Origin of the sequence: Haloferax mucosum ATCC BAA-1512 (assembly GCF_000337815.1) — an archaeon.
Taxonomy (GTDB): Archaea; Halobacteriota; Halobacteria; order Halobacteriales; family Haloferacaceae; genus Haloferax; species Haloferax mucosum.
On sequence record NZ_AOLN01000018.1, the window covers coordinates 461,388 to 475,817 of the forward strand.

Sequence of the window (14,430 nt, forward strand, 5' to 3'; positions counted from 1 at the left end):
TTTGTCCACCACATTCGAAAACAGTGACTAATCGAATCGAATGAGTCGGTGAAAAATACACTCTCGCGGCTTGTATGCCGAGGTTTCGTTTATGACCGACAGCGGAGTTTTACACAAATTTTCAGAAGGCTTTTGACCCGCCTATGGGTAGATTTCACTCAGCATGCCTGCGGACTTCAACTGGGCCATCGGCGGCGAGGCTGGCGATGGCATCGACTCCACGGGGAAGATTTTCGCTCAGGCGCTCTCCCGGGCTGGACGGCACGTGTTCACTTCCAAGGATTTCGCTTCGCGGATCCGCGGTGGCTACACTGCTTACAAAGTTCGGACGGCAATCGACCCCGTACAGAGCGTCGTCGATAGACTCGACGTCCTCATCGCACTCACACCACGAACCATCGAGGAGAATCTCGACGAACTCCACGACGGTTCCGTCATCATCTACGACGGCGACCGCTCGACGATGGCAGACGTGGAGATTCCCGACGGGATGGTCGGGCTTGACGTTCCGCTTCAGGCGCTCGCCGAGGAAGCCGGTGGCGCAATCATGCGCAACGTCGTCGCACTCGGCGCGGCGTGTGCCGTCACCGACTTCCCCATCGAGAGCCTCGACAGCGCGCTCCAGAAGCGCTTCGGCGGGAAGGGCGAGGCAATCGTCGAGAACAACAAGGAAGCCGCCCGCGCGGGACGCGACTACGTTCACGAAGAGTACGACCACGAGTTCGAGTACGAACTCGAAACGACCGACGAAGATTACGTGCTTCTCAACGGCGACGAGGCCATCGGCATGGGCGCAATCGCCGCCGGTTGTCGGTTCTACGCCGGCTATCCAATCACGCCGGCCACGAACGTCATGGAGTACCTTACCGGGCGAATCGAACGCTACGGTGGACACGTCGTGCAGGCAGAAGACGAACTCGCCGCCATCAACCTCGCACTCGGTGCCGCACGCGCCGGCGCGCGCTCGATGACGGCGACCTCCGGTCCGGGTATCGACCTCATGGCGGAGACGTTCGGTCTCGTCGCCACCTCCGAGACGCCGCTCGTCATCGTTGACGTGATGCGCTCGGGTCCCTCGACAGGGATGCCGACAAAACAAGAACAGGGTGACCTGAACATGATGCTTCAGGGCGGCCACGGCGAGATTCCGCGCTTCGTCGTCGCGCCGACGACCATCTCCGAGTGCTTCTGGAAGACGGTGGAGGCGTTCAACCTCGCCGAGAAATACCAGCTTCCGGTCTACGTCGCCGCCGACCTCGCAATGGCGGTCACAGAACAGACCTTCTCGCCCGACGCGTTCGACATGGACGCCGTCGAAATCGACCGCGGCAAGGTCGTTGACGACGACACCATCGACGAATGGCTCGACGAGAAGGATCGCTTCCAGCCCCACGCGCTCACCGACGACGGAATCAGTCCGCGGGCGTTCCCCGGCACGGAACGGGGCGCACACATGTCTACCGGTCTCGAACACGACGAACTCGGTCGCCGGACCGAAGACACCTCGATGCGTGTCGAACAGGTCGAAAAGCGTGACCGGAAGGTCGAGACGGCGGAGGAAACCGAAGACTTCGAGCCGCGCGAGTTCGGCAACTCCGACTCCGATGTACTTGTCGTCTCGTGGGGGTCCAACGAGGGTGCCCTCGTCGAAGCGATGGACTTCCTCGAAGCGGACGGCATCGACATCCGCTTCCTCTCGGTCCCGTATATGTTCCCGCGCCCGGACCTCACCGAGGATATCGAGGCGGCGGACGAAGTTATCGTGGTCGAGTGTAACGCCACCGGACAGTTCGCAAACGTCGTCGAGCACGACACATTGACCCGTGTCAAGCGCATCAACAAATACGACGGCGTCCGCTTCAAGGCGGACGAACTCGCAGACGAAATCAAAGCCACCCTCGACACAGAGGAGGTTTCAGCATGAGCTCAGACGTCCGCTTCACCGACTTCAAATCAGACAAGCAACCGACCTGGTGTCCCGGCTGTGGGGACTTCGGGACGATGAACGGTATTATGAAAGCACTCGCCAACTCCGGCAACGACCCGGACAACACGTTCCTCGTCGCCGGTATCGGCTGTTCCGGCAAAATCGGGACGTACATGCACTCGTACGCCATCCACGGCGTCCACGGGCGCTCGCTCCCCGTCGCCGCCGGTGCCAAACTGGCGAACCCCAACCTGACCGTCGTCGCCGCTGGTGGCGACGGTGACGGGTACTCCATCGGTGCGGGTCACTTCATCCACGCCGTTCGCCGCAACGTCGATATGGCCTACGTCGTCATGGACAACCGCATCTACGGGCTGACGAAGGGACAGGCGTCCCCGACCTCGCGCGAGGACTTCGAGACCTCGACGACGCCAGAAGGGCCGAAACAGCCCCCGGTCAACCCGCTCGCGCTCTCGCTGGCCGCCGGTGGGACGTTCATCGCGCAGTCCTTTGCGACCGACCACAAGCGCCACGCCGAAATCGTTCAAGAAGCTATCGAGCACGACGGCTTCGGCTTCGTGAACGTGTTCAGCCCGTGTGTGACGTTCAACGACGTGGACACCTACGACTACTTCCGCGACAACCTCGTTGACCTCGCAGACACGGACCACGACCCGACCGACTACGACGACGCCAAAGACAAGATTCTCGACTCCTCGAAGGAGTACGAGGGCGTCATCTACAAAGACGAGGATTCGGTCTCCTACGAGCAGAAGTTCGGCGTCACGGAGAACATGTCCGACATCCCGTCGGGCGCGCCCGACGACGCGATGGACCTCGTCCGCGAGTTCTACTGAACCGCGTTCGACTCGTTCGCACCGACCGTTTTTTCGACCGTTCCCGGATGTTCGACAGCCGCCGCGAGCGCCGCGACCGCGTCTGTTTCGTCCATCCCGGCCCCGTGAACCGCGATGACGACGACGATATCGCTCTCGTGTTCGACGGTTGCGACGTGGATTCGAACGTCAGCGGTGCCGCCGTCGGAGGCGAGAGGCTCACCATCGACAGTCATCTCACCTGGTTCGACTTCGACCGTTCCGGCGTAGGTGACGAGTTCCGTCTCCGCGCCGAGCATCGTCACGTTTCGAGCGCCGACCTCGCGGACACCGTTGACCTCCGAGACGTTACCGAGAGCTTGTGCGTCCGCGAGAAGGTCGAGCCCGGTTCTGACGAGTTCGCGGTTCCCCACGTTCGAAAGCGGGTTCACCGACTGTCCCGCGACGGTTGCGTCAGGCGACGAAACAACGGCGAGCGCCGAGATGTCGCCGTCTGCGGTCGTCTTCGAGTACCCCGACACCCACGTTTCGACGCCGACCGTCCGGGTGGCAGGGCCGACGCCGACCTCGTAGGAAAGCGGGATGACGGTGCTGTTGCCGTAGACGTAGCCGTGTGACTCGTAGGCTGTCGGCGGGATAGTAGCCGGGTCGGCGGAGAACGTCGTTCCCCCGCCGAGACAGCCAGCGAAGACGACGACGAGTACGACCGCGAGAGTCGGTGAGAGCGTCGAACGAACAGAGCGCATGACGTCTCTAGAGGCGCGCTACGAACATGTAGTCTCGCTAGTCGCGGTAGTCGTGGACAGTCCGGCTTGGAAGAGTTGTGGACCTTGGAATCGGAGTCCGAAACGATAACAGACGTTACTCGACCGTCTCGATGTGGAGTCGGTACCGAGTCCCGCAGTCGAGACACCGGGCATCGTCGGACTCGATGAGTTCGGTGACAAGTACCTCTCCGAACTCGCAGTGTGGACACTCGTAGACGAGCGAGTCACCCGCGATGCGGTGTGCGAATGCGTTCGTGTTCTCTTCTGTCAACGGCTCCGAGGCAGACGACATTCATGACCACCAATATAGATATGCTACCACATGTCATATAAATATGTACCCCTGACCGGCGCGTCAAAGCCGGAAAATCCCTACCCTTCCGGAACGGCTTTTCAACTCGCGGCCGTCGCATTCCCTATGACAGAGCACCTACCCTCGGCAGACGACGTGCCAGTGACGAACGGGATGCCGATGCTCGGCCTCGGAACGTGGGAGAACACGGACCCCGACGAGTGTACGAACGCCGTGAAGACGGCGCTGGAGATGGGATACCGACACATCGACACCGCCCAAATCTACGGGAACGAAGCCGAGGTCGGTGAGGGAATCGCCGCCGCCGACGTTGACCGCGACGATATCTTCCTCGCCACCAAGGTCTGGATCGACGAACTCTCTCACGACGACGTTATCGAGAGCACACGGGAGAGTCTCGACAAACTCGGCGTCGAGTACGTAGACCTGCTGTACGTCCACTGGCCGGCCGGCGAGTACGACGCCGAAGCGACGCTCAGCGCCTTCGACGAACTCGTCGAAGACGGCCTGACGAAGCGCGTCGGCGTCTCGAACTTCGAGCCCGAACAACTCCGCGAAGCGGTCGAACTGTCCGAATCGGGGATTTTTGCCAACCAAGTCGAGCTTCACCCGCTCCTCCAGCAGGACGAACTGCGCGACGTCTGTGCCGACGAAGGCGTCGAAATCGTCGCGTACTCGCCGCTCGCCCGGGGAACGGTGTTCGATGTGGACGTGCTCTCCGACATCGCCGAGAAACACGACGTGAGCGAGGCGCAAGTCTCCCTCGCGTGGCTTCGTGAAAACGGTGTGACGGCGATTCCGAAGGCGACGAGCGAGGGCCACATCCGGGACAACTGGGAGTCGCTCGAACTGACACTCGACGACGAAGACATCGCGGCCATCGACGCTATCGAAACGACCGACCGGCGTGTTGACCCCGGCTTCGCGCCATGGTAACGACGCAGTAGCAACCGAGCACCTCGAAGAGACGATTCAACGCGCCTCTTTTATTCGCTTTTTGCGCGTTCTTGTGCGGCATCCGTCGTTCCGTCCGCCGTATCCTGGTTTGAAGTCGCAACCGATTTGTCGATTCGGTCCCGACAGAAGAACATGGAGTTCGACCTGACCAAGACAGTCGCGTTGCTCGTCGCGCTCGTCGCCCTCGGAACCGCGGGACTCATCGGCGGCAGGATGATGAGAACGAATATCGTCTTGATGATGGTGACGCCGTCGATGCTCGTCTTCGGAGCCATCTGTCTCGCACTCGGCGTCAAACACGGTGAATACCGAGCCGCAAACTAAGCGTCTCGCGCTCTCACGGCGTCTCGGAAACGTCCAGCGACCTAACTCTCGTTTTGCCGCCGGCTCTCGACGACATCTTCGAGCGTCTCGTCCGAAACGGTCGCCGAGATGCGCGCCCCGACGAGGCTGATAACGATGCCCGCGAAGATGAACATCGCCAGCCGTTGTGTCGGGGAGAGCCGAACCCAGCCGAGGAGTTCGAGTTGCGACAGTTCGCCCTGCCGTTCGAGCAGGAACCCGGCGACCCCGCGGACGACAAGCCCGATAGCGATGACGCCGAACGGGAGATTCATGTACGACGTCGAGATGCGTTCGCTACCGATGAGTTCGTCGAGGAGGCGACCCGCGCTAGCGGTGAGCGCCGAAAGCGCCAGCCACGGAACGCTGTGATAGACGAACAGAAGCGACGGGACGAACAACTCGTCGCCGCCGATGCTCGGTGTCTGCACTTCGAGCGCACCGATAAACAGGCCGACGATGGCGAGACCCGCCGCCACCGCGTACGTGACGACGGAGACCTGCCCGGAGTAAAGCGAGTCGCGGACCTGTTCGGGAACGTCTGAGAGGAACTCGTCGATGGCCAGTCCTTTGTAGAGGAGGACCGCTCCGAGAAGGGCCGCAACTCCCGCCATCGCCACCGCGGGTTCGAACTGAACAAGCAACAGCGGGACGAGAAGCAAGCCAACGCCGACGGGAACGAGCACCGTCGAGCGGAGTTCCTCGTCGGCGAGAAACTGCTTGAGGAGGTAGTACGTCGATTCGATGTCGTGGGCCTGCCGGACGACCACGCGGTCAACCGCGTCCACGCGCAGTCGGCTCTCGATGACGGGCACGAGTCGCTCGTCTTCCGCACTGTCGGTGACGACGACCGCGGACTCGACATCGTATAACTCGACCAGCTCGTCCAGTTGCCGCGCGACGGCTCTGTCCGCGCCGACGGTGGTTTCGCTCGCTCCCGAGATAACGGCGACTTCGGCGTCCTCGCGCTCGTCTCGGAGTTCGCGGGTGACGCGCAAGGCTTCGAGCAGGCAGTTGACGCTCGAATCCTCCGGGTCAGCGAGTCCAACGTCGGTGACGAGCGACCGAACCGCCTCCCAGCCGACCACGGGCGTCGAGAGTCCCGACTTGCGGCCGATGTCGTTCGCTCGATCGACACAGAGGACGAGCGTGGTCACGTGGAAGACGAATGCGGCCGCGGGCTAAAAAGCCTCCCAGTCATCAGAACCGAAACGTGAAGCCGTCGTCCACATCGACCGCCGACGCGAGTCCCGCACCGAACGAGTACGCGGCGGTTTCGACGCCGCCGCGGAGCCGGTCAGCGAGTCCGACCTCGGGCGTGAACTCCTCGACGGACACTTCGTCGCGGTCGAGGAGGTCGGCGAGCCTGGATTCGACGTCGTCGCGGGTGCCGAGCGAATCGACCAAGCCGAGTTCGTGGGCCTCGTCGCCGAGATAGATGCGGGCTTCTGTGTCGCGTATCGCCCCCGGGTCCATGTCTCGGCCCTCGGCAACGCGTTCGACGAAGTCGTCGTAGTAGTCGTCGATGAGTCCCTGAAGGTACTCGCGTTCGTCTTCTGTCGGCTCTTTGAGGGCGTTTCCGGCGTCCTTGTACTTCCCCGCGGCGAACCGCTCGTACGACACGCCGAGTTTGTCCGCGAGTTCGGATGCGTTGACGGACGACCCGATGACGCCGATAGAGCCGACGACGCTTGCGTCGTGAGACCACAGTTCGTCGCATCCGCTGGCAATCCAGTATCCGCCGGAGGCGCACACGTCAGTCGCGTAGGCGACGGTCGGCCCGTCGAACGCCGCGGCCGCTCTCCGAATGTCGTCGCTCGGAAGCACCTCGCCACCCGGCGTGTTGAGTTTGAGCAAGAGCGCCTCGGCGTGTTCGTCGTCCGCCGCGCTATCTATCTGCTCGACGATATCGTCCGCTGGCATGCCGCTTCCGCGACCCGGAAGCGGTCCTCTGCCCCCGTCGCGCGAAATCGGCCCTTCGACGGCGACTTCGGCCACGTCGTAGCTCGGGAACGCAGACGAGGCGATTTGCCCCCCGATACGGAGTCCGACGAGGACGGTCCCGATGACGAGAAGGATACCGAGGAGTTCGACGAGCGACCGCGGCGTGGCATAAAAAAGCGCCCAGCCGACGAGCGCGGCCACGACGGCGGCCACGAGAACGATAGCGAGTTGTAAGAGACGCGTCAGTCGGTCGTTCACAGTGAATCACCCATGGCAGTCGCTCAGGGCGCAACCAGTATAAAAATGGGACGTCGCGTGACGCGACTGAAAGAGAGAAAGAAAGGTGCCGGGCTTAGAGCAGGCCGGACTTCTGGAGCTTCATGAGGTCCTCGGTCTCGAGGGTCTCGCCTTCCTTGAACTTCTGGTAGATTTCCTCGGCCTCGGCCTTGGCGGCTTCGCGCTCTTCGGCGCGGGAGTCCTTGCGCTGGCGCTCTTCTTTCTTGTCCAGTTCGCGGAGGCGCTTCTGGACGCGAACGAAGTCTTCGTGGTGACGGTCGGCCGCTTCCTGAGCTTCGACGAAGAGTTCGTGCATCTCGTCGGCCTTGTCACGGATGTCGTCGGCCTCACGGTAGGCCTCGATCATCTGGTTGTGGTGTTCTTGGGCGTCGTCTGCCAGCTCGGTCACCTTCTGGTGGTGCTGGGACGCCTCGGAGCGGACCTCTTCTGCCTCTTCGATGAGTTCTTCGAGGTCACCGCTCTCTTCGACCTTGTCCTTTTTTTGACGGAGTTCTTCGCGCTTGTTCTCGATCTTCTCGATAAGCTCGCGCTCGTCTTCCGTCGAGAGAACTTCGGTCTGCTGGCGGAACTCGAGTTGCTCGATCTCCTCTTTGAGCTCGTCGATATCTTTGCCGTCGTCGAGCTCGAGGTCGCTTTTCATTTCATCGACCTCGTCGAACAGCTCGTTAGCTTTCGCGTTGAGCTCGTTGCGCTTGTTCTTGTGCTCCTGGACCTGCGAGTTCATCTCGTCGCGCTGCTCGCGGTGGTTCTGCGCCTCGTCAACCTTCTCGCGTGTCATCGCGTTGAGGTCGTCACGCTTGGAGGCGCGCTCAGAAGCCATTTGGTTCAGTTCGTTACGGCGGTCTCGGAGTTGACCGGCGAGCTTGATGAGTTCGCCTTTCGAGCCGTTTTCGAGCTTTTCGTCTGGGAGATCGATGTTTCGTGCCTCGTCGAGTTCCTGCACGTCGAACTCGCTAAGTACTTCCTGCTTCGTTACCATGCGTAATCAATCCTCGATACCATCACCACTCCGTGCGTGGCGGCTGCTCTTTGGAGTGCGACCGACCGTGGATAAGAATTCCCGATCATTCTGCGTGCTATGCCGCCGGAACGCCGGAGGCGCTCAGGTACATGTTCATACAGGCGTCCAACTAATAAATACTTCGGTGGTGAAACGGGTGAAAACAGTTACCACACCGCTCGTATCGCCGATTTCTACCATGTTAGTCAACTGCATAGATATATAAATGCCATCGAAATCGAGGGGGCTAAACCGGACCGAGACCGAGGGCGTTCTATGCGAGAAGTCATTCGCGCCCGTGGCCACGAACACGTGAGCGCCGAGCACGCGAGCACGTTCGAAGTGACGAGTGACGACTGGCTCACTCCCGCCGGCGACTGTATCCTCGCAATCGAGGCGGACCGAACACCGGCGGATTTCGACCCGGCGTTCGTCGAAGCCTGCCAATCTCACGATGCGACGATTATTATCTCCGTGCGCGTGGAGACGGACGAGACCACCCACGAACAGACTGTCAGTGGACGCGGCCATCCCGACCTCAGCTTCGAGGGCGACCGGAGCATCGTCTTTCGGACGAGCGACTACGTAGACGACAGAACGGGTGCTGTCGGCACCCAGCACGCCGCCGCCGGGTTCGACCGCGACCTCGTGTCGGCACTCGCCGCTGGCGCGGACCTCACCGCGACCATCGAAGTCGAATAACGCCGAGAGGCGAGAGACAGAAAACGAGAGCCAAAAGACGAGAACCGAAAACGAAACACGAGAGCGGTCGGTGGCGATTCGACGCGACCGCGACGGGATGCGCTTTTTGCGGCGCGGTCGTAACGTCAGCGTATGCCCGAAGAGCCGTCCGAAAACATCAGCGGCGGACCCGGTGGCGGCGGTCAAGACGCGATATTCGAGCCTGCCGACCCGGAGACCGCGACGCGCGCCGAAGTGGTCGTTGACCGACTCGGGGAACGCTACTGGCGGAAGGCCTACGGCGGGCAAGGCGGCTTCGAGTGTCTCGTTCGAACCATCCTCAGCCAGAACACGAGCGACAAGGCCAGCCAGCCAGCCCACGACACGTTGTTAGAGCGGTACGGCCGCGGCGACCTCGCGGAGTCACTCGCCGCGGCCGACCGAGAAGGCATTATCGACGCCATCCGGTCGGGCGGTCTCTACAATCGAAAGTCGAAGCTCATCCAAGGCGTCGCCGAAGACGTGCTCACCAACTTCGGGAGCGAAGCCGATTTCGACCGCTACGTCCGCGAGGAAGACCCCTCGACGGTCCGCGACCGCCTCTTGGAGATGAACGGAGTCGGGCCGAAGACCGCAGACTGCGTGCTTCTCTTCGCGGGCGGGCGCGGCGGTGTCTTTCCGGTTGACACGCACGTCCACCGAATCGCCCGCAGACTCGGTATCGCCTCCGTCGACGCCGACCACGAAGCCGTCCGCGCGACGCTCGAACGCGAGGTCCCCGCCGAGAAGTGCGGCTTCGGCCATACGGCGATGATTCAGTTCGGCCGTGAGTTCTGCACGGCGAGAAGCCCGGTCTGTCTCGACGATGACGACGAGTGCCCGATGGCGGACGTGTGCGAGCAGGTCGGTATCGACACCGAGCGTCAATCAGTCGTAGACCCCGCCGCCGCGGACGACTAACAGTGCTTCGTCCGAAGGCCGCTCACCGGTGAGCCGTCCGCCTCGTACGACGAATCGACGCCAGTGTCTGCGAACATCGGAAGCGACATCGAGTAGTCGTAGACGACGCTAAAACGCGAAAACGGGTTCGAGACGAATTCGGTCGCGGGACCGACGCCGTCGAAGGCGACGCCCGCGCGGAGCTGGATAATCGACTGGTTCCCGATAGCGCCGTTTGCTTCGATTCCGAACCCACCCGCACCACCGAGATTCTCGAACATCGAGAGGAAGACCACGAGGTCGATACCCGCCCCTTGGTCGCCGATATCGAACTGGTGGCCCTCGCCGGGGAAACACGGCGATGTCGGGCCGGTCGCGGCCGCGACGGGCGCGGTTGCGACGACGAGAATCAAAAACAATGTCGAGCAGACACGTTTCGCGGCGTCCATACGTTTGCTACTGCGTTCTGCTAATTAAGCCTAGGTAGAAATTCTCACGGATGATACGAACGTCGCCTACGCGTCACCGTCTAACTGCTCGACGAGTTCGTCGAGCACGGCGTCGGCGCTAGCGAGGTTGGTCGCAAGCGGCGTCTGGTGAACGTCGCAGATACGCAGTAGTGCGGAGATGTCTGGTTCGTGGGGCTGTGCGGTCAGCGGGTCGCGGAGGAAGATGACGCCGTCGCAGGTTTCACCGGCGATTTCCGCGCCGATTTGCATGTCGCCGCCGAGTGGTCCCGACTGCTTGCGCTCGATGTCGAGACCGGTGGCGTCGATGAGTCGCTGCCCGGTCGTGCCCGTCGCGATGAGTTCGAAACGTTCGAGGTCGGCCTTCCGCTCTTCGGCGAACGAGATGAGGTCCGGCTTCTTCTCGTCGTGAGCAATAAGTGCGAGACGCATACCGGAGACTCGTTCGAGCGTCGTCATGAATCTTCGGCCTTCGAAAGCGGGCCGAAACCGCAACCAGATAGCAAACAGCCAATCCCGGAGGGACCAGTCCGCCGGAAGCGTACGAAAACGTTGCAGTTGAGAGCTGGTCTACAGACGACCGCCGGGAACGCTACTTGAAGCGGAACGTTTCGAGGTTCTTCGGGGCGAACGTTCGCATGTTGTAGTTGTGATAGAGCGCGGACGAGAGGTCCTGTACGGAGCGTTCGTCACCGTGAACGCAGAGTACTTTCTCTGGGCGCGGGTTCATCGTCTTGACGAAGTTTTCGAGTCCTTCGCGGTCGGCGTGGCCGGAGAAGCCATCCACCGTCTCGACGTCCATCTCGAGCTTGAGCGTGTTAGACCGACCGCGGCCGTTATCATCGTTGACGGGTATCTCGTCCCACCCGCTCTGGATGCGACGACCGAGCGTCCCCTGTGCCTGGTAGCCGACGAAGACGAGACGGGAGTCCGGGTCGGGACCGATGTGGCGGAGCCACGACATGATGGGGCCGCCAGTGACCATCCCTGACGTGGAGAGGATGATTGCCTGGTCGTCGTCGGCGACCTCCTGTCGCTCTTCTTCGCCGCCGTCGATGTGGTTGAACTCCTCTGCGAGGAACGGGTTTTCGTCCTCGTGGAAGATGCGGTCGCGGAGGTCGTCGCGGAGATATTCGGGGTAGGTCGTGTGAATGGCCGTCGCCTCCCAAATCATCCCGTCGAGGTGGACCGGCATCTTCGGAATCTTGCCGGAGCGCATCGCCTCTTCGAGGACGAGCATAATCTCTTGGGAGCGACCGACTGCGAACGCTGGGATGACGACCTTGCCGCCGCGCTCGTAGGTCTCGTTGATGACCTCGATGAGTCGCTCTTCGGAGTGTTGCTGGTCGGTCTGGTAGTCGTTGCGACCGCCGTAGGTCGATTCGAGGACGAGCGTCTCCACGCGCGGGAAGTCGTTGACCGCGCCGTTGAACAGGCGGGTGTCCTCGTAGTGAATGTCGCCGGAGAACGCGACGTTGTAGAGACCGTCACCGATGTGGAAATGTGTGACTGCGGAGCCGAGAATGTGGCCCGCGTTGTGGAACGTGAGCTTCACGTCGGGGGCGATGTCGGTCACGTCGCCGTATTCGAGCGGGATGGTGTGCTTGATGGCTTCGCGGACCATCTCGGACTCGTACGGCGGCGCACGACCTTCCTTCGACGCCACGTCGAGGTAGTCGAGCGTCAGCAGACCCATGAGGTCGCGGGTCGGCTCGGTCGTATAAATCGGGCCGTCGTAACCGTATTTGAACAACAGCGGGATAAGCGCCGAGTGGTCGAGGTGAGCGTGCGTCAAAACGACCGCATCGAGCGAGTTCGCGCCCGACCCGAGCGCTTCGGGGACTTGGAGATACGGCACGTCGTCGGACCCCGGTTTGTCGCCGCAATCGACGAGGATGCGCGTTTCGGGCGTCGAGACGATAAAGGAAGCACGCCCGACCTCTCGACAGCATCCGAGCGTCGTGATGCGGACCCACTCGTCGTCGGAGAGCTGTTCGCGGTGAATCTGCCGCCCGGTTCGTTCGAGGATGCGGCGGCGGTCGTCACGTTCCTGTTTCAGGAAGTTGCGGACGTTCGAGACCGTGGACGACTGAATCGGAGGAGTGCGGACGACCTCGGGAGTCCATCCGACCTGTTGTGTGATTTCGCGGAGCGTCGAGCCGTGTCGGCCGATGACCATCCCGGGCTTTTCGGCTTCGATGACAACCTCACCCGTGTCGATGTGGAAATCGAGGTCGGTGACACCGGCTTCTTCGGGGATAACGTCCAGAATAGCGGGTTCCGCTTCGCGCGGGTCGGACAATACGTCGGGGTCCGGCCGGACCGTGATTCGTTTTCGGAGCTTGCTCGCAAGTTTCCGAATGAGGTCGCCGTTCTTGGCGAACTTCTTGGGGTCACGCGTGTAAACGACGAGTTCGGGCCCCTCGTATTTGACGTCGGAAACCGAGATGTCGCGCGGGAGTTCGTTCGTAATCTCTGCCTTCAAATTCTCGAGTTGTTTATCTACGGAGCTCATAGTTACGAGCGACCCGTCCGGTCCTGCGCCGGCAGGTCTCGGGAACCCCTACCTCAGGAGTGGTAACGCGAGACGGTTCACATTGCGGAGTGCCAGTCTCGGCCAACTGCAGAGAGAGCATAGTGAACTGAATACGGTGGTATCTCAACTGCGGGAAGAGGCAGGGAAAACCCGCTTACCCGACAGTACCATGTCGTCAGTATAAAACCCTTCGCAAAGTCGAAGCGTCTGCCGTCCAACCAACGGACATGGAACTCACGCCGACGGCTGTTTCCGAAGAGCGACGATGGGTCCGCGACCGGGCCGATGTCGTGGTCCCGCTCATCAACGAGACCCGAGCGCGACTCGGCGAACTGTTCGAAACGGAGGTCGCCGAGGTAGACGAGCCAGCCTACTGCGACGCCGTAGACGAGGTGTTCGCGCGCGGCGACGTCGCCGTCAACATCGCGGCGTACATCCGAATCCTCCGGGAGTTGGACGTCGAAGGCGACTACCCGGGCTTCATCGTTGACGAGGTGCTCGGCCGCGAACTGGCGGCGACGATCGCGGGCGGCGAACCTCTCCGACTCCTCGCGCAGGCGACGTTTCACTTCGCAGATGTCGCGGTGCACACCGACGGACCCGCCGGACTCGACGACCTCGACGCCGCGCTCGCGGCCGGCTTTCAGACGCGGCTTCCGGGATGGTCGTGGCGCGAGCGCGATTCCCCGTTCGACACCGTCCCTGAGTAGGCCACCCTCGGCTACGACGGCGCGAAACGTCGCTCGTGGCGTCGAAAAACAGTAAAAATCGGACGCCGAGAGGCTACCACTTGAGACGAAGCGGCTCAGACGACGACGCTGGTTCGACGGCCGAATCGAGCGCGTGGAGTCGAGAGCGAAGCGCGCCAACGCACTCCTCGCACGCGGTTACGTGCGTGAGAATGCCGTCTTCGTACTCCGCCATAACCGCTCGCGGAGTGCGCCGTGTCACACGCTCGGGACCCATCCGACCAACGCCTCTCACCACGGGGTCGCCCAACCCCGAAAGCTCCTCGCCGTGGGTCGCCGCCCACCGCGCGTACGACGAGAGTCGCTCACGAATACGTGACTCTCTGGGCGTCAACTCCCCCGAGAGGTCGATGAATCGGTTCCACGTCTCGACATCGTACGTCTCGACGGTGCCGCGTTCGGCGACCTCGTCCAACCGCTGGATAACGGGTTCGAACTCGTCGTGCTTCCCGTTGGGAATCCAAAGCTCTACCCTGACCGGGTCCCGCTGCGGCGTTGCTCGCTCACCGCTCACAGTAGTGTCCATTGCTAACATACCAACCACCATTTCGGAACTACGCCAGCCGAGGATATGTAACTATGCGTCCGCCGGAACCCCCGAACGTCGGGGGCGATTGGAGATGCGGACGACAGGTCGGGTCGCCCGCCCCCTTCGGGGCGTTTAAGGGTTCGCTA

The 14,430-nt window shown here is 62.0% G+C and carries 16 protein-coding genes; 7 read left to right on the forward strand and 9 right to left on the reverse strand.

What is annotated here, in order from left to right; genetic code table 11:
- The first annotated feature begins 163 nt into the window (after positions 1–163).
- Both C440_RS15015 and C440_RS15020 read left to right on the forward strand, forming a co-directional pair.
- Entirely contained in the window at positions 164–1,924 is a 1,761-nt protein-coding gene (locus tag C440_RS15015; RefSeq protein ID WP_008321461.1) for a 2-oxoacid:acceptor oxidoreductase subunit alpha, read from the forward strand.
- Positions 1,921–2,784: a 2-oxoacid:ferredoxin oxidoreductase subunit beta gene (locus tag C440_RS15020; protein ID WP_008321462.1), complete on the forward strand. Its 864-nt coding sequence runs from the start codon at positions 1,921–1,923 to the stop codon at positions 2,782–2,784. Before C440_RS15015 ends, C440_RS15020 begins: the two co-directional genes overlap by 4 nt.
- Here the strand turns inward: C440_RS15020 and C440_RS15025 are convergent.
- Positions 2,778–3,509: a DUF6517 family protein gene (locus C440_RS15025; RefSeq protein WP_008321463.1), complete on the reverse strand. Its 732-nt coding sequence runs from the start codon at positions 3,507–3,509 to the stop codon at positions 2,778–2,780. The two genes, C440_RS15020 and C440_RS15025, sit on opposite strands and share 7 nt — an antisense overlap.
- Positions 3,510–3,624: 115 nt before the next feature.
- Entirely contained in the window at positions 3,625–3,822 is a 198-nt protein-coding gene (locus C440_RS15030; protein WP_008321464.1) for a hypothetical protein, read from the reverse strand.
- A 174-nt stretch (positions 3,823–3,996) separates the two neighbouring features.
- On the opposite strand from C440_RS15030, the gene C440_RS15035 reads away from it, so the two are divergent.
- Together C440_RS15035 and C440_RS15040 are read left to right on the forward strand one after the other, a co-directional pair.
- Positions 3,997–4,779: an aldo/keto reductase gene (locus C440_RS15035; RefSeq protein WP_008321465.1), complete on the forward strand. Its 783-nt coding sequence runs from the start codon at positions 3,997–3,999 to the stop codon at positions 4,777–4,779.
- Between the two features lie 153 nt (positions 4,780–4,932).
- Entirely contained in the window at positions 4,933–5,124 is a 192-nt protein-coding gene (locus C440_RS15040) for a DUF7333 family protein (protein WP_008321466.1), read from the forward strand.
- 41 nt (positions 5,125–5,165) lie between these two features.
- Here C440_RS15040 and C440_RS15045 read toward each other — a convergent pair whose 3' ends face one another.
- The 3 genes from C440_RS15045 to C440_RS15055 form a co-directional block, all read right to left on the reverse strand.
- Complete coding sequence (locus C440_RS15045; RefSeq protein ID WP_008321472.1) at positions 5,166–6,299, reverse strand: DUF373 family protein; 1,134 nt, start codon at positions 6,297–6,299, stop codon at positions 5,166–5,168.
- Between the two features lie 43 nt (positions 6,300–6,342).
- Positions 6,343–7,344 (reverse strand): signal peptide peptidase SppA, encoded by a 1,002-nt coding sequence (gene sppA / locus C440_RS15050; RefSeq protein ID WP_008321475.1) that lies wholly within the window; start codon positions 7,342–7,344, stop codon positions 6,343–6,345.
- Between the two features lie 94 nt (positions 7,345–7,438).
- Positions 7,439–8,362: a coiled-coil protein gene (locus tag C440_RS15055; RefSeq protein ID WP_008321476.1), complete on the reverse strand. Its 924-nt coding sequence runs from the start codon at positions 8,360–8,362 to the stop codon at positions 7,439–7,441.
- A 297-nt stretch (positions 8,363–8,659) separates the two neighbouring features.
- Between C440_RS15055 and C440_RS15060 the strand changes: the two genes are divergently transcribed.
- On the forward strand, positions 8,660–9,085 hold the full coding sequence (locus tag C440_RS15060; protein ID WP_008321477.1) for a DUF371 domain-containing protein: 426 nt from the start codon (positions 8,660–8,662) through the stop codon (positions 9,083–9,085).
- 132 nt (positions 9,086–9,217) lie between these two features.
- Positions 9,218–10,024 carry an endonuclease III domain-containing protein gene (locus C440_RS15065; RefSeq protein WP_008321478.1) on the forward strand — a complete coding sequence of 269 codons (807 nt, stop codon included), beginning with the start codon at positions 9,218–9,220 and terminating at the stop codon, positions 10,022–10,024.
- Here the strand turns inward: C440_RS15065 and C440_RS15070 are convergent.
- The 3 genes from C440_RS15070 to C440_RS15080 all read right to left on the reverse strand — a co-directional run bounded on the left by C440_RS15070 (position 10,021) and on the right by C440_RS15080 (position 12,985).
- Positions 10,021–10,452: a DUF7332 family protein gene (locus C440_RS15070; protein ID WP_008321479.1), complete on the reverse strand. Its 432-nt coding sequence runs from the start codon at positions 10,450–10,452 to the stop codon at positions 10,021–10,023. The genes C440_RS15065 and C440_RS15070 overlap by 4 nt on opposite strands.
- Positions 10,453–10,518: 66 nt before the next feature.
- On the reverse strand, positions 10,519–10,902 hold the full coding sequence (locus C440_RS15075) for a methylglyoxal synthase (RefSeq protein ID WP_049915966.1): 384 nt from the start codon (positions 10,900–10,902) through the stop codon (positions 10,519–10,521).
- Positions 10,903–11,062: 160 nt separating this feature from the next.
- Positions 11,063–12,985, reverse strand: a complete 1,923-nt coding sequence (locus tag C440_RS15080; RefSeq protein WP_008321482.1) for a beta-CASP ribonuclease aCPSF1 — start codon at positions 12,983–12,985, stop codon at positions 11,063–11,065.
- Positions 12,986–13,233: 248 nt separating this feature from the next.
- Here C440_RS15080 and C440_RS15085 point away from each other — a divergent pair, with 248 nt between their 5' ends.
- The gene (locus C440_RS15085; protein ID WP_008321483.1) at positions 13,234–13,716 is read left to right on the forward strand and encodes a hypothetical protein; all 483 of its coding nucleotides are present in this window, start codon (positions 13,234–13,236) and stop codon (positions 13,714–13,716) included.
- A 73-nt stretch (positions 13,717–13,789) separates the two neighbouring features.
- Here the strand turns inward: C440_RS15085 and C440_RS15090 are convergent, their stop codons facing one another.
- Positions 13,790–14,281 (reverse strand): HTH domain-containing protein, encoded by a 492-nt coding sequence (locus tag C440_RS15090; RefSeq protein ID WP_008321486.1) that lies wholly within the window; start codon positions 14,279–14,281, stop codon positions 13,790–13,792.
- Between the last annotated feature and the right edge of the window lie 149 nt (positions 14,282–14,430).